The organism is Paenibacillus physcomitrellae (assembly GCF_002240225.1).
In the GTDB taxonomy this organism is placed as follows: domain Bacteria; phylum Bacillota; class Bacilli; order Paenibacillales; family Paenibacillaceae; genus Fontibacillus; species Fontibacillus physcomitrellae.
Genome location: NZ_CP022584.1, coordinates 1,058,965 through 1,079,990 on the forward strand (window position 1 = coordinate 1,058,965; position 21,026 = coordinate 1,079,990).

14 protein-coding genes are annotated in these 21,026 nt (G+C 51.4%); 3 read left to right on the forward strand and 11 right to left on the reverse strand.

Features of this window, described 5'->3' with window-relative positions; genetic code table 11:
- Positions 1 to 16: 16 nt before the first annotated feature.
- The 3 genes from CBE73_RS04845 to CBE73_RS04855 all read left to right on the forward strand — a co-directional run bounded on the left by CBE73_RS04845 (position 17) and on the right by CBE73_RS04855 (position 2,517).
- Positions 17 to 673, forward strand: a complete 657-nt coding sequence (locus CBE73_RS04845; protein WP_094093249.1) for an ATP-binding cassette domain-containing protein — start codon at positions 17 to 19, stop codon at positions 671 to 673.
- A gap of 191 nt (positions 674 to 864) precedes the next feature.
- On the forward strand, positions 865 to 1,392 hold the full coding sequence (locus CBE73_RS04850; RefSeq protein ID WP_094093250.1) for a TetR/AcrR family transcriptional regulator: 528 nt from the start codon (positions 865 to 867) through the stop codon (positions 1,390 to 1,392).
- 147 nt (positions 1,393 to 1,539) lie between these two features.
- Positions 1,540 to 2,517, forward strand: a complete 978-nt coding sequence (locus tag CBE73_RS04855) for an NAD-dependent epimerase/dehydratase family protein (protein ID WP_094093251.1) — start codon at positions 1,540 to 1,542, stop codon at positions 2,515 to 2,517.
- Positions 2,518 to 2,624: 107 nt separating this feature from the next.
- On the opposite strand, the gene mglC is transcribed toward CBE73_RS04855, so the two are convergent.
- The 11 genes from mglC to CBE73_RS04910 form a co-directional block, all read right to left on the reverse strand.
- Positions 2,625 to 3,632 (reverse strand): galactose/methyl galactoside ABC transporter permease MglC, encoded by a 1,008-nt coding sequence (mglC, locus tag CBE73_RS04860; protein ID WP_068695779.1) that lies wholly within the window; start codon positions 3,630 to 3,632, stop codon positions 2,625 to 2,627.
- Between the two features lie 25 nt (positions 3,633 to 3,657).
- Positions 3,658 to 5,160, reverse strand: coding sequence for a sugar ABC transporter ATP-binding protein (locus CBE73_RS04865; RefSeq protein WP_094093252.1), 1,503 nt, complete (start codon positions 5,158 to 5,160; stop codon positions 3,658 to 3,660).
- A gap of 18 nt (positions 5,161 to 5,178) precedes the next feature.
- Positions 5,179 to 6,201 (reverse strand): galactose ABC transporter substrate-binding protein, encoded by a 1,023-nt coding sequence (locus tag CBE73_RS04870; protein ID WP_094093253.1) that lies wholly within the window; start codon positions 6,199 to 6,201, stop codon positions 5,179 to 5,181.
- A gap of 222 nt (positions 6,202 to 6,423) precedes the next feature.
- The gene (locus CBE73_RS04875) at positions 6,424 to 7,401 is read right to left on the reverse strand and encodes a substrate-binding domain-containing protein (protein ID WP_094093254.1); all 978 of its coding nucleotides are present in this window, start codon (positions 7,399 to 7,401) and stop codon (positions 6,424 to 6,426) included.
- Between the two features lie 3 nt (positions 7,402 to 7,404).
- Entirely contained in the window at positions 7,405 to 9,186 is a 1,782-nt protein-coding gene (locus tag CBE73_RS04880; protein ID WP_174704663.1) for a sensor histidine kinase, read from the reverse strand.
- A gap of 4 nt (positions 9,187 to 9,190) precedes the next feature.
- Entirely contained in the window at positions 9,191 to 10,864 is a 1,674-nt protein-coding gene (locus CBE73_RS04885) for a response regulator (protein WP_094093255.1), read from the reverse strand.
- A gap of 242 nt (positions 10,865 to 11,106) precedes the next feature.
- Positions 11,107 to 11,562, reverse strand: a complete 456-nt coding sequence (locus CBE73_RS04890; RefSeq protein WP_094093256.1) for a GNAT family N-acetyltransferase — start codon at positions 11,560 to 11,562, stop codon at positions 11,107 to 11,109.
- 1 nt (position 11,563) lies between these two features.
- Positions 11,564 to 12,742, reverse strand: a complete 1,179-nt coding sequence (gene purT / locus CBE73_RS04895) for a formate-dependent phosphoribosylglycinamide formyltransferase (protein ID WP_094093257.1) — start codon at positions 12,740 to 12,742, stop codon at positions 11,564 to 11,566.
- Positions 12,743 to 12,897: 155 nt separating this feature from the next.
- Positions 12,898 to 14,769: an ABC transporter ATP-binding protein gene (locus CBE73_RS04900; RefSeq protein WP_094093258.1), complete on the reverse strand. Its 1,872-nt coding sequence runs from the start codon at positions 14,767 to 14,769 to the stop codon at positions 12,898 to 12,900.
- Between the two features lie 4 nt (positions 14,770 to 14,773).
- Positions 14,774 to 16,534, reverse strand: coding sequence for an ABC transporter ATP-binding protein (locus CBE73_RS04905; RefSeq protein ID WP_094093259.1), 1,761 nt, complete (start codon positions 16,532 to 16,534; stop codon positions 14,774 to 14,776).
- A gap of 467 nt (positions 16,535 to 17,001) precedes the next feature.
- Positions 17,002 to 20,982 carry a dynamin family protein gene (locus tag CBE73_RS04910; RefSeq protein ID WP_174704664.1) on the reverse strand — a complete coding sequence of 1,327 codons (3,981 nt, stop codon included), beginning with the start codon at positions 20,980 to 20,982 and terminating at the stop codon, positions 17,002 to 17,004.
- Positions 20,983 to 21,026: the final 44 nt, after the last annotated feature.

Here is a 21,026-nt window from a genome sequence, read left to right on the forward strand (position 1 = left end):
AGGGAGAATCTTAGTAATGACAACAGCTATAAAGATCTCTAATTTAAATAAAAGTTTTAAACATGAAGTTATCTTACAAAATGTATCGTTGGAAATTGAACAAGGAAAAATAACGGGTTTCATTGGCCACAATGGAAGCGGGAAATCGGTTTTCTTTAAATTGATTTGCGGGCTGTTGCTGCCAGATACCGGATCCATTGAAATATTTGAAAAAAAACTGGGGAAGGAAATGGATTTCCCTGAAGATTCAGGAGCAGTCATCGAACATCCGGGTTTTCTGCCGGATAAATCCGGATTTCAAAATCTCAAGTATTTAGCTTCAATTCGGCGCACAATCACCGATGAGCAAATTAAAAAATCAATGATTGACGTAGGTCTTGATCCCGAGAATCCTAAGAAAGTCAAAGGATATTCACTAGGCATGAAGCAACGGCTTGCCATTGCTCAAGCTATCATGGAAAAACCTAAGCTTCTAATCCTAGATGAACCTATGAATGGCTTAGATAAAGACGGAGTTTCTCTCATACGTGACTTGCTCCTTAAGTTAAAAAGTGAAGGGGTAACCATTTTATTATCCAGCCATATCACCGAAGATATTAGAGTATTGTGCGATAAGGTTTACGAGTTTGAAAACAAACAACCTATTCCCGTCAATTTTAATGCTATGATCTAGGGTCTCAAGCAAAGTTTCAGCTTAGTATAAGACGGTTTCACGCTTAAGAAGCGGCGGAACCGTTCTTCATTCTTACAGTTTATTTAGTTTGTTATTGCTTTTTAACCCCGTTTTCGTTAAAATACAATTAGTGATCGATCAATTACTAATTGAATCTCCGTCCGGAGGTCTTCATCCTGAAAGGAGTCCCCATGGCCAAAAGCAATTCAACGTCTGTCAACCGTCAGAAGGACATCGTCTCAGCCGCAATCGAAGTCTTTGCCGAAATGGGCTATTACCGCGCTACTACCGCTAAAGTGGCTGAACGCGCCAACATTTCCCAGCCTTACGTTTTCCGCTTTTTCTCCACCAAAGAAGACCTGCTGATCGAAGCACTCAAAGTATCCTTTGAACGGATTAACGAGGCCTTCACCCGGGTAATACATTCTGCGCCGAAACCTTCGCTGGAACGGGAACTGATCGATGCCTATCAGAGCATCATGGATGAGCACCGCAGCGAAATTCTGCTGCAAATGCAGGCCCAGACCATAATGGAACATTCAGTTGCCGAGCTTATGCGCGAATCCTATGCCCAAATCCACGACAATGTCTACCGCGCTTTTAAGGCGGCCGGGCTTGAAGCGCCGATGGAAAAAACCATGCTGTTCCTGGCCAGAGGAATGTTGTGCAACACGGCTATGGCCATCCAGCTGCCTTTGCTCATGAAAATAAACGAATGATTTCGTTTATTTCGCAATTTAGTGATTGATTAATCACTAAATGAATAAGCACAAGTAACAGTTCATTTACTGGTAGCGAAGGTTCTTTTTTTGTAATTGATTAATCACTAGCTTCATCTCACCATCTAACCAAAGGAGTGTTTTCATATGAAAAAAGCAATTGTATTAGGCGCCACAGGCGGGACCGGAAGCGCCATAACAGCAGAACTCATCCGCCGAAATATCGAAACTATCGCTTTTGGCCGCTCCGAACGAAAATTAAAGCAGCTTCATCGGACTTTGAACGCCTCTCCCCTCCTCTCCCTGGCTATTGGAGATGCTTTTGACGCAGAATCCATCATCCAGGCGGCCCGATCCGCAGACGTGATCATCCATTGCGTCGCCGTTCCCTATAACGAAATGGTACAAAGCCAGCTCCCTCTGGGTGAAGCGGTGCTTACGGCAGCGTCATCTTTAGGCAAGAAGCTGGTGATCATCGACGGCATTTACCCTTACGGCAAAGCCGTTACGTCCCGCGTAAGCGAAACACATCCCAAACAGCCTCATACCCGAAAAGGCCAAACCAAGCTGGCCTTTGAGCAGCTGATCTTCAGCCCTCGCTGGCAGAATCTTCCCCGGATGATCGTCAGGCTGCCGGATTATTACGGCCCGACGGCCAATAAATCCTCTTACCTCGGCATGACGATGGAAGCTATTGCTGCGGGCCGTCCCGCCATGTTTGTCGGCCGTCTGAAGGTACCTCGGGAATATATTTATCTGCCTGACGCCGCTTATATGATTGCCGAGCTGGCTGCCTGTGAGGAGGCTTACAATGAGGAATGGAACCTGCCTGGATCTGGCGTTATAGCCGGATACGAGCTTGTTCGGCTTGCCCGTCAGGCTGCCGGGATGTCCAAACCTGTTCTGCCGCTGAATAAGCTGCTGCTCCGGATGAGCGGCTGGTTTGATCCTGTCGTGCGGGAAATCGTAGAGATGTATTATTTAACGAAGACGCCCGTAATCCTGGACGGCAGCAAATATACATCCCGGATCGGCCTGCTTAAAGCGACTCCATATCGGGTGGGGATTCCGGAGACGATTAAGGCCATTCAAGCCGCAAACCCATTGGCCAGACAAACAAATTAAGCAAGTAACAAATTAAGCACGCAATAAAACACCGGCCCTCCGCTATTCGGCAGAGGAGCCGGTGCACATCGCTTCTAAAATCCCAAATTCCGGTAGACTCTGAATCTTTATTTCTTCGCCGCGTATTTACGCATATCAAACGCAACCGCAGCCACGATGATCAAACCTTTGATAATCAGCTGCCAGTAAGGGCTGACGCCGATAAAGGTCAAACCGTAGTTGATGACGGTAAAGATGAGCACGCCCGTGACTACGCCAGGGACAGTACCAATTCCGCCCGTAGTGGAAACGCCGCCGACCACGCAAGCCGCGATGGCGTCAAGCTCGTACATGTTCCCGTAGTTGTTGGTGGCGCCGCCGGTTCTGGCGGCTTCCAGCACGCCTGCGAGGCCGTACAAAGCGCCTGCGATCCCATAAATCCACAGCAGGTTCTTGGCGACGTTAATGCCGGATACCCGCGCTGCCTGTTCATTGCCGCCGATGGCGTACATGTTTTTACCGAGTTTGGTTTTGTTGAAGACTACCCACACAATAAAAGCGACAAAAATCGCAATTAACACGATATAAGGAAGGGAATATTCGCCGCTTCCGATGCTGCCCGAGCCAATGTCCGTAAAGTCTTTGCGCAGACCGCCGATCGGCTGGGATTGGTTCGGCTTCGTATCGAAATAAAGCGAGTTAACGCCATAGATCGCTACCATGGTACCGAGCGTCGCGATAAATGGAGGCACTTTGAATTTGGATACGATAAATCCGTTCAGCAAACCAAAGAGCAAACCGACAACCAAAGCGATCAGGATCGGAATACCGACCCACAGCTGCGGCAGATCCGGGAAGAAGCGGCGGCCATAGTCGCTGACCTGCAGCATGGAAGCCGAGATAACAGCTGTCAAACCAACCATACGGCCTGCAGACAAGTCCGTTCCGCCTGTAATCAGGATAAACGCAACGCCCAGCGCGATGATCACGCGGGTTGCCGATTGAATCAGAATATCACGCAGGGTGCTGACCGCAAAAAATGATGGGTCATAAGCCGTGATCGCGATCAGCAAAACAACAAGCACGATGTAAATCGCATTTTGTGAGATTGAGCCTCTTAATTTCTGTGTATTCATCTTTCTGTTTCCTCCTTCTCCTGCCCTAGTGCTGGGCCGCCAAACGCATAATTTCTTGTTCTGTTGCCTGTTCTCTATCTAGAATGCCGGTTAGCCGGCCTTCGGACATGACCATGATGCGGTCTGACATTCCCAGCAGCTCAGGCATTTCAGAGGAAATGACGATAATGCTTTTCCCTTGCTCGGCCAGATCCGCAATAATCGAATAAATTTCGAATTTGGCGCCGACGTCAATGCCCCGGGTCGGTTCGTCAAGCAGCAGGATTTCCGGATTCGTCAGCAGCCAGCGGGCGAGCAGCACCTTTTGCTGGTTGCCGCCGGACAGATTCATAATCAAAGTCTTCATATTCGGCGTCTTGGTCCGCAGCTTCTCAATCCTCTCGTTGACTTCGGCCTTCTTTCTGCGTTCATCAAGCAGCATATACGGTGTCACGTAAGCATCAAGATTGGCTACGGCGCCGTTCTCGTGCACGGATAACACCGGCAAAATGCCGGTTGCGCGGCGTTCTTCGGTCAACAGGGCCATACCGTATTTTTTGGCATCGCCGGGGGATTTGATCTTCACCTCTTTGCCGTGAATCGAAATGCTCCCCGAGGAAATCTCCCGCAGCCCGAATAAGGCTTCTACGAGCTCTGTCCGTTGCGCGCCTACAAGACCACCTATGCCGAGAATCTCACCTTTACGCAGCTCAAAGGATACGTCTTTAAAAGATTTCGGATCCGCCGAGGTCAGGTTAGCAGCTTTCAGGATCACTTCGCCGGGATGGTTATGGCGTTCCGGAAAACGCTGCTCCAGATCGCGGCCTACCATGCGGGAAATGATTAGATCCGTGGTCATTTCTTTGGCTGGCCAGGTGCCGATTTTTTTGCCGTCCCGCATGATCGTTACGTCATCGGAAATCCGCAAAATTTCTTCCATTTTGTGCGAAATATATATGATCGCCACACCATTGCTCCGCAGCTCGTTGATGATCCGGAACAGATGCTCCACCTCTACGCTGGTCAGCGAGGAAGTCGGTTCATCCATCACGATAATCTTCGAGTTGAACGAAACGGCTTTGGCGATTTCGATCGATTGGACTTTGGAGACGGACAGCTTGCCGACAAGGACGTCAGGATCAATATCGATGTCCAGCTGTTTGAACAGTTGAATCGTATCCTCGCGCATTTTCTTGTGATCGATAAATTTAAGCGGGCCTTTGGTTGGAAAACGGCCCAGCCAAATGTTCTCCATCACGCTGCGGTGAGGGATCGGGTGAAGCTCCTGATGAATCATGGAAATGCCATGCTGCAGCGCTTCGCTGGAATTGTTGATGACCGTCTTCTGGCCGTTCAGCAGAATTTCGCCATTGTCCGGATGATAGATTCCGAACAGGCATTTCATTAAGGTAGATTTACCGGCGCCGTTCTCGCCCATAAGGGCGTGAACGGTTCCGGCTTTCACTTGCAGGGTAACGCCATCCAGCGCTTTGACGCCGGGAAATTCCTTGGTGATGCTGTTCATTTCGAGCAAAAATTGGTCAGACATGGCTGCTCCACTCCCCACTTATTTCGCGTCGTCTATATTGTCTTTCGTGATTTTTTTGTAAGGGATCCAGATATATTGGTTGTCGGTAATGTCAAAGCCAACACTGTCTTTAGTGATTTCTTTGCCTTGGGCTAACAGGGAAGCCAAAGTGATTGCCGCTTTACCTTGGTTCTTGGCATCATTCAGCACGGTGCCGAGCAGCGTGCCTTCCTGCAGTGCCTGCACCGCCGGAGCTGTTGCGTCAACGCCTACTACCGGCATGTATTTGTCCCCTTTGAAATAACCTGCCGCTTTCAAAGCTTCGATGGCGCCGAGGGCCATGTCATCATTATTAGCAAAAACTGCTTCGATTTTATCACCGTTGGAGCCCAGGAACGCGGCCATTTTATCTTGGCCTTTAACGCGGTCCCACATTGCCGTATCTTCGGCAAGCTTTTCTACCTTAATACCGGCGTCTTCCAAGGCTTGAATGGAATATTTCGTGCGCAGCTCGGCATCCTGGTGTCCCGGTTCGCCTTTCAGCATGACGTACTGCAAAACGCCGTCGCCGTTCTTATCGGCTTCCGGATGAGCTTTCCAGTAATCGGCTACGATTTGCCCGGACAACGTGCCGGATTCTTCCGCTTTAGCGCCTACATAATAGACTTTATCCCATTTCTTCATATCTTCCGGCATCGGCTCGCGGTTGAGGAACACGACCGGCACGTCTTTCGCTTTCGCTTTGTCGATAATGACACCGGCTGCCGTACGGTCTACCGGGTTGACGACCAGCGCCTTATCTTTTTTGGTGAGGAATTGATCGACCTTGTCGTTCTGCGTGGCCTGCGAGTTTTGGCTGTCTACGATGTCCACTTTGGCAATGCCTTTGGCGGAATCTTCAATTGCGTTGCGGACACCTGTCATGAAGGTATCGTCAAACTTGTAAATTGCAACGCCGACTTTCGGTTCGGAGCTGGAGCCGCTGCTGCTTGAATTACCGCAGCCTGCAAGCGCTCCGCCGAGCAAGGTTGCTGCCGCCAATACGCTAACCATCTTTTTCATAAATTGACCTCCTGATAAATAACGAATGTTTACCCCCGCATCCGTCTATTGGATACGCTTTCATTATGCGGTTTAAGACTTATTTTGCGAATTAAAAATTCTGAGATGTTTTATTAAAATTCTAATGAAGTATGACAAAAGGACGTTTTGAGGCAGAAAAAAAACGGCGAACCTTTTACGGCCCGCCGCAACAAAGAGGATGCAGATCAAACAAGCCTATGTCTATTTTACAAATGGGAACAAGAGCTTCTGATTCTCCGGCCAAAGCATATTCTCCAGGTCTATGACCTTAGTCCCAGTATCGTATCTTTCGTCCACGTTTTCCCCACGCGCAGCCTTCAAAGCAGAAACGACTGCCAAATATCCGTTGCTGAACGGATTCTGTACCACCATAGCCTGAACCTTCTTCTCTTGAAGCAGCTCCAGCATCTCTGGCGGATTATCAAACGTGATCAGCTTAAGGCTGCGGTCCAAACCCGATTCGGCTAACGCTTTGCCTACACCGATAGAAGCCTCCGCATTCATGGCCACGATTCCATCCAAATCCGGAAATTTCTTCAGCATCTCCTTCGTTAATTGATAAGCCAGCGCTTCGTCAGAGCCGCAGTAGACGGTATCTACGATATGAACGCCGGAAAACCGGGCGGCATAATCCGTAAACCCTTCTTCGCGTTGATCAGCATTTCTTGCCCCTTGGACAAAATTGACGATGCCGATTTCAGCCGACGTACCGGTCAGCTGAATAAGCCGCTCCGCCGCCTTTTGCCCCGCCTCATAATTATTAGCGCCGATATAGGATTTCACCTTGGTCGAAGCGACCTCGGAGTCCATGGCGATGACGGGAATTCCCGCGTAAGACGCCCGGTCCGTCACCTGAGCAAGGGCCATATAATCGGTAGCCGACAAAATAATCGCGTCCGGTTTCTCTTTGATCGATTGTTCCATCAGGCGGATTTGACCTGCAATATCGTTTTCGTTCTCGGGCGCACTGAACTTGAAATTCACATTATATTCCTTGGCCGCCACTTCAGCTCCCATCCGAACTGTATTCCAATAGTCCCCGTGATCCATTTTGACGATCAAATCAATGACCGGTTTCCTGCCTTCTTCCCCCAACTCGCGGTTTGCAGAGGAACAACCGGCTGTAACGAGCAGCAGGCAGGCTGCAGCCGTCAGTAAAATATTTTTGTGTAAACTCACCGCTTATCCCTCCGATTGGCCTTCAAGCTTAACGGCCGGCAGCGTTATGGTGACTGTAGTCCCTTCCTCCAGCTCGCTTTCGTAGGAAAGACCATAGTCGGGCCCGTAATACAGCCGGATTCTTTCGTGCACGTTGTGCACACCGACTCCCGAACCGCTTCCTTTCACCCTTTTCTCCCCGTTCAAAATGCCCTTCAGCACCTCTTCCGTCATTCCGATTCCGTTATCCTGCAAAGTAATCACCAGCCGATCGTCCACAACCTCGGCGCGAATATGGATATGGCCGGTTTCGGCAAGCACCTCGATGCCATGGTAGACGGCATTTTCGGCAAGCGGCTGTAAGATCAGCTTCAGACATGAGCAGGCCAAAGCCTCCTCGCTGGCTTCAATCTCAAACTCAAATTTATTCTTGAAACGAATCTTCTGGATGACCAGATAATGTCTGACATGCTCCAGTTCATCGCGCAGCGGGATGATGTTGTTGCCCTGGCTCAAGCTGATGCGGAAAAATTTCGACAGCGACGTAATGGTTGTCACCACCTCATCGCTCCGGCCCATTTCAGCCAGACGGGTCATGGCATTCAGCGTATTGTACAGAAAATGCGGATTGATCTGCGCCTGCAGCGCGTCCAGCTCGCTCTTGCGTTTCGCCTCCTGCTCATGGATGATCTGATCCATCAGTTCGCGGATCCGCCGAAGCATCAAATTAAACCGCTTGAACAGCTGCTCAACCTCATAAGGGCCGCTTACCGGCACCAGCGTGCGGAAATCGCCGCTTTCAATCCGCTTCACGGATCGTTCCAGCTTGCGGATCGGCTGGGCGATTTTATATGACACCACGACCGAAATCAGCAGCACCAGGGCGATGGCGATGATCAGAAACCGGAAAATAAACGTACTCAGATCTTTTTTCGTAGTCATAATTTCATCGGCATAAGAGACGCCGACCACCCGCCAGCCGGTCGGGTTTACGGTCTTGATCGTAATGATCCGCTTCTCGCCCGTCGATTCATCCTCATAGGAACCGTAAGCATAATTAAGCACAGGCTCCAGATTCTCATACTTCAGCCCGGCGTAAATGAGCTGCTGCTGCGGATGATAGACGATGTTCCCCTGCGGGTCGATGATGTAGATATAACCTTTCTTGCCCAGGCTGATCCGGTGACTGAGCTCGTCGATCGTCCGGAAGTTCACATCGAGCACCAGTACACCCGGCTTCATTTGGCCATGATCGTTATAAACAATTTGTTTGCTCAACGAGACGACCCAGCGGTACTGCCATTTGAACAGGTTTTGAATATGAGGCGGTGAGAACTGCAGGGTACCGGGATTCTTCTGAGCCGTCACAAACCAGCTTTGTTCCTGAAGTTCGGTATTCGGACGGAGGCCAACCGCCGGCACATTCAGCACCAGAGAGCCATCCGGTTTAAACAAAGCGGCGGATACCAGATCAGCCCTCGTCTCCAGAATCGTGGCCAGCTGGTTTCGCGTCAGCGAATCGTCCAGTGAAGCCGATTCGTCAATCTTTTTCTCTAATATTTCAAAAATATCCTGGGTTCCCCCGACGTAAAGCTCCAAATTCGAGCTGACCTGCTCAATGATTTGCCCGATGTTCAGATAGGTGTTCTCCTCAGCCGATGACGAGAATTTGTTGTATAACATGAGGCTTGCAATCAATACCGAAAAGACGGTTACGAACATAATGGTTAAGGTTACGATGACCTGAATCTGTTTGATGTGCAGCCTCCGGGGAAGCGCCAGAAGCCGCTTCAGTCCGTTTCTCATGCTCTCACGCCCTCACACCGTTCCGATATTCTTTGGGCGATACGCCGAACCGTTTCTTGAAGCAGAAACTGAAGTAGTTCGGATCGCTGAAGCCAACCTTTTCAGCAATTTCAAATGCCTTCAGATCGGTCATCAGCAGCAGCTCCTGCGCCGCCTCCATCCGAATGCTCATCAAATAGCTGACAAACGTCATTTTCGTTTCCTTCTTGAAAATATTGCTGAAATAACCGGTGCTGATATGCAGATGCTGGCACAGCCGGCCAATGGACATATCTTCCTCCGAATAATGGGCTTTCACATAACCTTTGGCTTCTTCCACCAGACGCTGATAACCGGACTGCCGGTCTGCGGCAATAAAGCTTCTCAGCCTGAGGCAGATGCCGGTGAACCATTCCTTCGCATCCTCGGCAAGCGTGAAGCTGGCAATGGCCGCAAGCCCTGTGCCGCTGTCTCCAAATACCGCCTCCAGGTCAGCGTTATGTTCTTTTGCCGTTTTCACCAGCGCGGTCAGCAGCTCCAGCAGGAACAGCTGGAAGTCTCCATACGATTGTCCGGACCCGATCAGTTCAGAGAACAACTCATCCATCATTTCGAGCAGTTCACCGTCGTTTCCCAGCTTGATTTTGCGTACTAGCTGCTGCTCCAGGCTTTCATCAAACACTAAGGGACGGGGTGAGCGCCGCTCCACATCGCCAATCCAGATGACTTTATTGGTCCCCAGAATCATCCGGTAATCCAGAGCCTGCCGGGCTTCTCCATAGCTCTGCGGCATGTCGGTCAGCTGGCCGCTGGGTAAACCGGCGCCTATGGTTACCGTCAGCTTCAAATATCGTTCGACATTATGCCTGATCTCTTCAAACAGCCTCAAATTCTGGTGCATAAACCCGGCCGAAGGGTTCTCCTGTCCCTGCATGAGCAGCACGACTTCGCCGGCATGAATAAAGGCGTATCCCCGCTTGTGTTTGTCCATCGTCTCCTGGGCTATATTCAGCACGGCAAACTGCTTCAGCTCAACGTTTGGCGTATCGCGCAGCGAACCAGCCTCTGGGGCCGAATCGGTTTGATCCGTTTGAACCGGCTGATAGGTTCCCTGAAGCCTGGTCAGCATGCGGTCAAGGCTGATCACGGCCACCGCAAATTGATTGCCCTGCAGTTCCAGCTGATAGCTGCGGCATTTCTGTTCCAGCTCGTGCTGACTGATTCTTCGAGTTACAAGGCCGGCCATAAATAGATTCTGCAGCATCGGCAGATTCTGCCGGTAATGCTCTCTGAGCGCCTGCACGTTCTCACGCTGCTCCAGTTCAAGGTCTATACTCTGCTTAACCTTCATAATGACCTGCTCCAGATCCTTCGATGAGAAAGGCTTTAACACATATTCATCGATTTGAAGTTTGATCGCTTTCTGCGCATATTCAAACTCCTCAAAGCCGGTCAAAATAATAATCCGAGTCGAAGGGGAGAAATCCCTGATCCACTCCGCCAGCTGCAAGCCGTTCATGAACGGCATCTGAATATCTGTAACTACGACATCCGGCCTGGATTTCTCGATCAATTCAGCGGCTTCCTTGCCGTTCTCAGCTATTTCCACAGAATCAAACCCCAGGGCAGCCCAATCGATCTGATCCAGAAGTCCCTCTCGCACATCCGTTTCATCGTCCGCAAGAATCAATTTGTACATACTTGGCTATCCGCCTTTCTTGTAAAATGCCGTTGATGGGACAGCTTATTAAAATGCAAACGCTTACCATTATACCATTCCCGATGATAGCTTATGTTCGAAGAAATGTAAACCTGTCAAAAACATGCTATTTATAACGTTTCTATCCATTTTTCAGCCAAAAAAAAGACACGCAGCACGAGCCTGCATGTCTTCATCTATATAAATGAAACCTGTCTATTAAAGAGAAGTGTCTATTTCTATTACAACGCTTTGCTCAGACGGTATCCGTTGCATTCAAAACCTTGTTTGAGATAAAAAGATTTGGCTGAACCCGGACCTCTTTCCGCTTTGTATCCTACATGAAGATGGCTGCAGGAAAGTTCATTAGCGATCAATTCTACTTGGTTGATCAGTCGTTTACCGAGACCCATTTTCCGGAATTTCTTATCTACAACCAGAGAAGTAATGACCAAAACCGGCTGCTTCATATCCTGCTTGCGGACCACTTCCAATCCGACTGTTCCTACTACCTCTCCATTCAATTCAGCAACAAACGAATACTGCGAAGATTGGTTATCCATCATAGTGAGGCGTTCTTTCATCACGTTCAATGTTGTCGGATAACTCAACTGGCGCATCAGAGACGTTAGAGCAATCGCATCATTGGAACAGCATTTCCGAATGACCAGCGTTGGCGCACATATCTCACTACTCATTTCAAGACCACTCCACCTTTAATAGATTTGCTGCCGCTTTCGCGCGGCCTCGTGCGGTTTCCACATCTTCCGCAGCGCTGAGAGCTACAGCCATTCTCCGCCCAGGTTTTGTATCCGGCTTGCCGAATACCCGGACCTGCGTGCGGGGCTGCTTCAAAGCTTCATCTATACCAGAGATGAGAAAATCAGTGCCTTCACGGTCTGCCTTCAAGGTAGCCGAAGCGCCAGCCGTCAGCAAATGCACTTCCTCAACCGGCAGTCCCAGAATGGCTCTGACATGAAGGGCAAACTCGGATAAATCCTGAGTCGCCATCGTCACCATACCGGTGTCGTGGGGTCTCGGAGATACCTCGCTGAATACGATTCCGCCCGGTGTCACAAACAATTCAACGCCAAACAGTCCATATCCGCCAAGCTCGTCCGTCACCTTCCGGGCAATGTCTTGAGCTTCCTTCAGCTGTGCCTCTGTCATGCGGTGCGGCTGCCAGGACTCCACGTAATCTCCGTCCTTCTGAATATGCCCGATAGGCGGGCAGAAGATGGTGCCGGAGACCGAACGAACGGTCAGCAGCGTAATTTCGCTGTCGAAATTTACAAAGGACTCCACAATCACCCGCGTGGTTTTGGCTCTTGCTCCCTGAACGGCAGCTTCCCAGCTTGCCGAGGCTTCATCGGCAGTTCTGCAAACCGACTGGCCTTTACCCGAGGAGCTCATAAGCGGCTTGACCACGCAAGGAGCGCCAAGCTCGTTCACCGCAGCCTGCAGCTCTTCAAAGCTGTCAGCAAAACGGTAAGCAGCCGTTGGAAGTCCCAGCTTTTCAGCTGCCAAACGGCGAATGCCCTCACGGTCCATCGTCAAACGCGCCGCTCTTGCTGTAGGTACTACATGATAACCTTCTTCTTCAAGCTCCAGCAGTGCTTCAGTCGCAATCGCCTCGATTTCCGGAACGATCACATCTGGACGTTTGTCGCGAATCAAGGCTTTAAGGGTTTCTCCATTTAACATATCAATTACAAAACTCTCATGTGCTACTTGCATAGCCGGTGCATGGGCATATCTGTCCACGGCTATGGTTTTAACGCCAAGGCGCTGTGCCTCGATGATCACTTCCTTGCCAAGCTCTCCGCTGCCCAGCAGCATCATAGTCTTGGAACGTGCATGAAAAGGAGCACCCCACATCGGCCGTAAAACCCCCTAATGATAATCTGTCGTCTATCATCTATTTTCGGGGTTTCTTGTCCAGAATGCAAGAGTGCTCTTTAAGAAATTTACAAACTTTCCGACACCATTTTACAAATAAATGGCTAAAATTTTACCCTTTCCCAGAAATTCCTTTACAAGAAACGGAACTGAGCTTCGATAAGCCCGTTATATATCCCATTTTTGTCAACGAGTTCCTTGTGCGTGCCCTGCTCTTTAATTTCGCCATGATCCAATACGATGATTTTGTCGGCATGGCGAATCGTGGACAGCCTGTGCGCTACGATGAAAGAGGTCCGGCCCTGAAGAAGCACCTTCAGCGCCTCCTGGATTTTAAGCTCCGTCTCCGTATCGATGCTGGCTGTAGCTTCATCCAGGATCAAGATTCGCGGATCAGCCAGCAAAGCACGGGCAAAGGAAAGCAGCTGACGCTGTCCCATCGACAAGGCACTGCCCCGTTCTTCTACTTCGGTTTCGTATCCGCCCGGCAGCTTCTCGATAAATTCATGGGCGTTAACCGCCCGAGCCGCCCGTTCGACTTCCTCGTCGGTAGCGTCAAGCCGGCCAAACCGGATATTATCCCGGATCGTACCGGAGAAAATAAATGTATCCTGCAGCACGATGCCGATCTGCTTCCGCAGGCTTTGTACGGTTACATCACGGATGTCGTACCCGTCAATCGTGATTTTGCCGCTTGTAATATCATAGAACCTGCCGATGAGGTTGATGATTGTACTTTTGCCCGAACCGGTGTGGCCTACAAGTGCGATCGACTGTCCGGCTTCTACGTCAATGTCAATGCCTTTAAGTGCTGCGCGGCCTTTCTCATATTCGAAGACCACTTTCTCGAACTTGATGTCCCCGGAAATCTGCGGCAGAGGAACCGCCCCCGGTTTGTCTTTGATCATCGGCTCTTCATCCAGATATTCAAAGATACGTTCCGAGGAAGCCATCGCCACCAGCAGCTGGTTGTACATTTGGCCCAAACGGTTGATCGGGTCCCAGAAGTTGCTCACATAGCTGCTGAACGCTACCAGCAAACCTACGGTGAGTTGGCCTTCTGAAATCAGGTAAGCACCAAGCCAGAACAGAATCAAGGTTCCAAGCCCGCCTGTAATCTCGATAATCGGACCAAACGCCTGGTTCATCGCCGAGGCTTTATCCCAGGATTTGCGGCTGTCAAAGTTCATCCGGTCGAAGAACTTCATGTTCTCCTGTTCCTGCGTATAAGCCTGTGTAACCCGGATCCCTTGAATGGATTCATTCAAGTGCGAGTTGATGCGGGAATTCTTCATCCGCACATCCTGCCAGGCAATTCGGATCTTCTGACGCAGCTTGGTCGAAACGAAGAACATGATCGGAACGGTAACCATCACCGCGAGCCCAAGCTTCCAGTTGATCAGCAGCAGAATAATTACAATGCCGAGCAGCTGTACACAGTCGATCATCAGATTGACGACCCCGTTTGTGAACAGGTCCTGCAGTGAGTTGATATCGTTGGTAACCCGCACCAAAACCGATCCCGCCGGCCGTTTGTCAAAAAAGTTAAACGACAGCTTCTGGATATGCTTAAACAAATCCGCGCGAAGGTCGTAAATGACCCTTTGACCAATAATATTGGTGTATTTAATCCGGTACACGCCGGAAATCCATTGAATCAAGTATAAAACAATGACAGTTGCCGTGATCGAATATAACAAGGTCAAGCTTGTGTTGCCGTCTTCAGGCGCGATCGCTTTATCGATAGCCATACTTGTCAGAAAAGGTACAGCCAGTTTGGTGACGGTTCCGAGCACCATCATGACAAGCACTAATGGCAGCATCTGTCTGGCATAAGGCTTCATATAGCCGAACAATCTGGCGAACTGCTTCCAGTCGAACGCTTTGTCAATCGCGTCATCGTCCTTATAAACGAACCGGTCCTGGGTGACAGCCCCGGCTGCGGCAGCCTTACCGCCTTCCGGGGCGGGTGAGCCGTTCGTCTGCTGTTTTGGATCGTTACTCATCTGCTCACTCCCTCTCCCCGGCGTTCACTTTCGCCAAATAATCCGCATATTGTATCCGGTAAACATCCTGATAAGCGCCTGGAACCTGAATCAGCTCGCTATGTTTGCCGCGCTGAACGACACGCCCCTGATCGAGTACCATAATTTCGTCCGCATGGCGGAGCGAAGAGATCCGGTGCGCAATGATAAAGGTCGTACGGCCCTTCATGACCTCTTGGAAGCCCGCCTGAATTTCATGTTCGGTTTCCATGTCTACCGCACTGGTCGCATCATCAAGCACCAGAATGCGCGGATTCTTCAGCAGGGCTCTTGCAATTGCAATTCTCTGCTTCTGACCGCCCGACAATCCCATGCCGCGTTCTCCGACTACCGTGTCGTATCCGTCCGGCATTTCCATAATAAAATCATGAGCTTTGGCCAGCTTCGCCACTCGGATAACCTCTTCCATAGTCACGTTGTTAATCCCGTATGCGATATTGTTACGGATGGAGGAGGAGAACAGGAAGGTTTCCTGGAACACGGTAGCAATTTGCGAGCGCAGGCTTTGTACCGCGTAATCACGGATGTCGATGCCATCCAGCTTGATCGTGCCGCTGTTCACGTCATATGCACGCATCATCAGCTGGATAATCGTCGATTTACCTGAGCCTGTTCCGCCCAGGAAGCCGATTACCGATCCCGGTTTCGCGTCAAAATTGATATCGACGACAGCCGGCATTTTGTTGCCATAAGCAAAGGTGACATGCTCAAAAGTCACATGGCCTTTAACTTTATAGCTGTCAAGCTCAAGCGCGTCTTCCTTATCCACAACATCGATCGGCTGATTAAGCACTTCCAGCACCCGCTCACCGGACGCTTTGGACTGGGTATAGTTGTTGATATGGAAACCAAGTCCCCACATCGGTCCAATGATGTACCAGATCAAGCTGAAGAAGGCTACCAGTTCGCCGATGCTCATTTTACCGTGAATAACCAAAGATCCGCCCACACCGAGCAGAATAGCCACACTGACCGAAGCCAGCAGCTCCATGACCGGGAAGAATTTGCTCCAGAGTGACGATGCAAAAATCTGATTCACTTTGTAGCGTTCATTACGGTCGGAAAATTTATCGACTTCAAAATCTTCACGCGCAAAGGATTTAACCGTTCTAACCCCCGTGATGTTCTCCTGAACAGCGGTGGTCAAAGAGCTTAACGCAAGCCGCATCTCCTGAAACGCCGGATGGACCTTCGACTCGAACCGCAAAGCAACCGCTGCCAGAAACGGCATCGAAATCAGCGTAACCAGCGTCAATTGCCAGTTGATCGAGAACATCGCGATGCAGCCGAACAAGACCATAAAAAACACGTTCAGCAGCTGCGCGAATCCAAAACCGATAAAGTTGCGGATCGCTTCCAGATCCCCGGTGAGGCGGGACATCAAATCGCCAGTTTTGGCTTTGTCGTAATAACGGAAAGATAGAAATTGCAGCTTCTCATAACAGGCATTACGCAGCTTGTAAGCCAAAAAGTTGCCCAGACGTCCGCCGAAGAAGCCATGAGCGAATTGAAGTAACCCTTTGAATATCACAACAATAAGTACAGTGATGGCGAGCATGGGTACTCTCTCGAAATCCCCCGGCACAATCGCGTCGTCAATCAAAATGCGTAACAGGTTGGGGGTAATCAACCCCACTGCAGTAGCGGCGGCCAAACATAGAATTGAAAGAACGAGGTAACTCATCCTCTCCTGATAATATCGCCGCAGTTGCCTGAGAACTTCCATGTCTCTCCTCCTAAAAGTTTTGTTAAGCGAGGCTTTTGGCCGAAGCAAGCAAAACTTACTTCGAAAGCATCAGCTTAGTTTTGTTAAGCGAGGCTTTTTGCCGAAGCGGACAAAACTACTTCGAAAGAATACGCTTAGTTTTGTTAAGCGCGTACCTTTTGCCGAAGCAAGCAAAACTTACTTCGGAAGCCCGTGCCTTGGTTTGTTAGCCAGCTTTCTTGCCATTTGCACAAATCTGATCCAGCAGCAACGGCCTCATTAACTCCCTCTTTGTTTCGGTTTCATTTTCCTCATTATGACCTGTTTTGGATGAAACAGATTAACGGGTTCCTCCTTTTGATGTTTGCTTCGCTTTACTTAGCTTTTAGCAGTTTATCACTCTCATTTTAATGCGGCAAAGGGGAGAAATACGCGTATTCCCCTTTATTCCGGAATAATGCGCCAACAACCGGATATAAAACGTGTTATCACTTATAAAATGCTTCCATTTCCTCGCAATAGCGGCTTAATTGAAGCGCTGCAATTTCCCATTGCTTCAAGTCTTCTTCTGAAGCCCCGGAATTTCGGATACTGTCCTCCCATTCCTTCCATAATTGCAGGAAATATTGGGCCAGTTCTTCTTGTTTCTCCGCAATAACACTCAAGTAATGACGCTTAAAAATCTCCTCGCCTTCGCTTACCGCTTTCTTCAAGCTGAGGACAAGCGGTTTCTCCAGCGCCTCGCGAAGCGAAGACCGGCCGTCCCCTTCAAAGAAAGACTTAGGATTCTTGAAATAAGACCAATAAGCGGACGGGGACATGTCCTCGGAGCCAAGCAGCCCTTCAGGAATATTCACCGTTTGCCAAACCGCAAGCTTTGCCGGAGCTGTCAGCGGCATATCAAAGGCCGGACTGTTCACACGGCACCAGCCTTCCGCTTCGCGGAGCAGCAGCTGCTCTCCTTTGCGCTCGAGGCGGAGGGAAGTCGCAAGCAGCTCCCGCTCAAGCTCGGCTGAGGTTTGGTCCAGCCAGCCCTTGAGGGCGATAGCGAAATTGCGTTTCATCTGACCTTGCCCTTCCTGCAGCAGAGACGGATGGAAGAACTCGGCGAAGAGGTCCAGAGCCTGCAGCCGTAATCTTTGAACGACATGGAACAGAAGCTCTTCGCATTCCTGAATCCATTCACGGCGGATGTCCGCATTTTTCAGTACGGCAACTGCAGCTTCGAAAGCCTTTCGCTCCTGTTCGATCCGATCCACCTGCTGTTCCTTGTTCCGAAGCAGCTGCTCAGCCGTGCTGATCCACCGGTTCAGCCGTTCGTTCAGCTGCCCCAATTCGGCTGCCGCAGCAGCCGCGGCCAGACGGCTGAGATCCTCCTCCAGGAAAGTGGAAAATTGTTCACTGAAACGGGCAAAGCCGTTTCGTGAATTCAATCCTTCCGCATCTTCCGTAAGGCTGGAACTCATTTCCAAGGCCTGATTTCGGGAAGGATGAATCTGCTTGACGTCTCTGCTGTCTTCGGAAGCTTCCAAAACACCTGTAGCAGGAGCGCTATCTATAACGGCTGGTTCCTCATCCTGTTTGTTCAGGGCCGCAAACAGGAGTGAACCTCCGCTGTTCTCTTTCAGCGCCTGGTGACTGGATAAAGCATAAACCTGAGGATTAGAGATTCCGGCACCCTTCAGGCCGTCCCGTACATGTTCTACCACCTGCCCCAGCTCTTCCTCCGAGGCGGCCAAATCCGCAGCGTTCACGATAAAGAACATTTTATCGAGTGCAAAACTCCCTTTAATCCGGCCTAATTGAGCCAGGAACTGTTTATCCGCTCTGGAGAAAGCATGATTATAGTAGGTAACAAACAAAATAGCGTCCGAATTTTTCATATATTGAAAGGTGACGCCCGTATGTCTGGCGTGGATGGAATCCGCCCCCGGCGTATCCACCAGCACCACACCCTGATCGGTTAACGGGCAGCTGTAATATAAATCAATGGAAGCCACAAAGCAGGCTTTCGTTTCTTCAGCCGCATAATGCCTGAACTCCTCAAGATCAGACACAAGAGATTGCCCCAGCTTCGGAGACATGTCCTCCCAGCCTGCCGCCGCGGCTTTGAGGAAGCTGAAATGAGCCCGGCCGGCCGCCGGAATTTGATCGGCTTGCAGCTTCTTAACGACGGATAGCCAGCCCGAAGGCTCCCATTCGCCCAACTGTAAAGCGGAGAACGAAAAAGCGAGATCCTCCTCCATCGCCTGAGCCGACTTAAATTGGATATGAGCCGTTTCATGGGCATATCCGTCTTCCGGCGCCAGAATCCGCCCGATCGCCGCCGTAGTCGGATGCGGCGATACCGGCAGCACCGGAGCGCCGAGCAAAGCGTTGGCGAACGAGGATTTGCCTGCGCTGAACGCGCCGAACAGCGCAACCGTGAACCGGCCGCGGCGCAGCTCTGCGGCCCGCTTGCGCAGCTCCTCCACCCCCGTCCCGAAGGCGGGGTGAGGAGCCAGCAGCCCGGCCGCGGCTTCCAGCCGCGCGGCCGACTCCAGCGCGCGCCGCCGCAGCTTGCGCGGCGCGGAAACGCCACCTTCCGCGGCAGCGGGAAGGTGGACGACACTGCCGCCGGCCGGCGCGGTCCCTTCCGCGCGGCCGGCGGGCCGGATGCCCTCCGATGCGGAAGGCTCCGCATCGCCGGCATCCGGCGGCAGCACCCGGGCGGCCACCAGGCCCGGGTGCTGCGGGGCAGCGCCTGCCCCGGGCACCGCTTCCGCGTGCCCGGCTGGCGCTGCCAGCGGCGTGCCGTCTGCGGGCACGCCGGGTTTTGCTGCGCCGGCCGCAGGCGGCGCAGCGTCCTTCACCCCCGGCAGCAGCCCGGAGGTGAGCGTCACCGACGCGCCCAGCAGCGCGCCGAAGCGCGCTTCGCGCGCAACCGCTGCGGCGTCAAGCTCTGCGAGACGCCGCGCGGCGGGCAGGCGCGCCTCCAGCTCGGCGCGCCGCCCGGCTGCCGCCGCCTGCCGCCGTTGCCGCAGCGGCGATGGTACCGCGAGCAGCGCCTCGATCACCTCGGCGGCTGCGCGGCGGAATCTGGCGGTAACGCCTGCGGCGACCGCCCCCGCATACCGAAGCGTCGATTCCCCGGACACGACCGCGCCGCTCGGCAGCGCATCCGTGATCCAGCTCTCCTCCGCCTTCGGCATCCACTGATCGAGCTTGGCTTCCCACTCGTCATCCCATAGCTCCAATTCCTGTCCGATCTTTCTCAGCTCGGTACGGACATGCCAATCGACCTGTGCTGCTGTCTGCTCGGACAACGCCCGGAGAAAGTCACTGCTCCGTTTCTCTTTCTCTGCCGCTGTTTTGCCCCCGGCGAACCAACCCTTGGCCTTAAAGCCCGGAGAACGGCTTTCCAAATACAAGCCTGCCAGATCCCGCAGCGTCGGCGTCATGAGCTGGGCATTATCCAGCATGCGCCCGATTAGCTTCAGCTGCTCGATCCTGTAGCTCTCTTCGTCTTCCCCATTTCCATTTTGTAACCGCTCAAGCTCAGCTTCCATGGCTATTACATCTGTCTCACCGCCTGCCTGCTCCAGCAGCTTCTCACGCTGTTCGTTCTCCTCATCGCTCAGCCGGCGCAAATGGTCCTTTACGGCCTGAGCGGCTGACGTATAGGTGCTGTAAGCGAGCAGTTCACCTTGATCTGCCAGTATAACTTCCATACTTCCTTTCAAAGCTGACAGCTGATTATGCGGAAAACGCTCTACCTTAAGCGAAGTATAGAAAATACCAGCCGTCTTCACATTCCACACTTCAAACGCCTGCTCAACCGTCCGTTTATAAGCGTCAAACGGCAGCTCCTCTTCTCTGTGCTTATCAATCTGGTTAACAACCATATATAAAGGTTTTCCGTAATCGGTCAACGTTTTGGCAAAGGTCAGATTACTCTCCGAACCGACATGATTGTAATCCATCACGTAAAAAACCACATCCGCCAAATGCAGCGCCGAATGCGTAGCCATGGCATGTCCAGCATCGTTGGAGTCAACACCCGGCGTATCCAGCAGAACCCCCCGGCTGCCGAGGAACGGCAAATCCGCCCACAGCTCAACCCGCGTATAATCTTCGCCATTGCGGCAGTAATCGGCTGCCTCCTGCAGCGGAACCTCAATGTTCCGACTCCCGTCGGATGAGGTCAGAACAGCGCGTTCGACTCCGTTACGGATCATGACGATGTTAGCGCTTGTCGGCAGCGGACTCGATGGCAGCACCTGCTTGCCGCACAGCTTATTGATCAAACTCGATTTACCCGCTGAAAAATGCCCGCAGAACGCCACGACAAGCTCCTGCTTCATCCTTTTATGTATGAGCTCCCGAATGATCTGCTCTGCCTGAAAGTCTTGTTCCTCATGAAGCTGCTTCGCCAGCGGTTCAAGCCTCTGCAACCATTCCGCATTCACATGTTCTGTAATCGGTTTCATAAAAAGCTTCTCCCGCCTTCCGTTGGCCATAATCTGTCTACTTT

Bases quoted from the DNA above. Each gene is read 5' to 3' on its own strand.
- CBE73_RS04885 (WP_094093255.1), bottom strand. From the start codon at position 10,864: ATGTACAAATTGATTCTTGCGGACGATGAAACGGATGTGCGAGAGGGA.
- CBE73_RS04850 (WP_094093250.1), top strand. From the start codon at position 865: ATGGCCAAAAGCAATTCAACGTCTGTCAACCGTCAGAAGGACATCGTC.
- CBE73_RS04880 (WP_174704663.1), bottom strand. From the start codon at position 9,186: ATGAGAAACGGACTGAAGCGGCTTCTGGCGCTTCCCCGGAGGCTGCAC.
- mglC (WP_068695779.1), bottom strand. From the start codon at position 3,632: ATGAATACACAGAAATTAAGAGGCTCAATCTCACAAAATGCGATTTAC.
- CBE73_RS04905 (WP_094093259.1), bottom strand. From the start codon at position 16,534: ATGGAAGTTCTCAGGCAACTGCGGCGATATTATCAGGAGAGGATGAGT.
- CBE73_RS04855 (WP_094093251.1), top strand. From the start codon at position 1,540: ATGAAAAAAGCAATTGTATTAGGCGCCACAGGCGGGACCGGAAGCGCC.
- CBE73_RS04910 (WP_174704664.1), bottom strand. From the start codon at position 20,982: ATGAAACCGATTACAGAACATGTGAATGCGGAATGGTTGCAGAGGCTT.
- CBE73_RS04845 (WP_094093249.1), top strand. From the start codon at position 17: ATGACAACAGCTATAAAGATCTCTAATTTAAATAAAAGTTTTAAACAT.
- CBE73_RS04890 (WP_094093256.1), bottom strand. From the start codon at position 11,562: ATGAGTAGTGAGATATGTGCGCCAACGCTGGTCATTCGGAAATGCTGT.
- CBE73_RS04870 (WP_094093253.1), bottom strand. From the start codon at position 6,201: ATGAAAAAGATGGTTAGCGTATTGGCGGCAGCAACCTTGCTCGGCGGA.
- CBE73_RS04865 (WP_094093252.1), bottom strand. From the start codon at position 5,160: ATGTCTGACCAATTTTTGCTCGAAATGAACAGCATCACCAAGGAATTT.
- purT (WP_094093257.1), bottom strand. From the start codon at position 12,742: ATGTGGGGTGCTCCTTTTCATGCACGTTCCAAGACTATGATGCTGCTG.
- CBE73_RS04900 (WP_094093258.1), bottom strand. From the start codon at position 14,769: ATGAGTAACGATCCAAAACAGCAGACGAACGGCTCACCCGCCCCGGAA.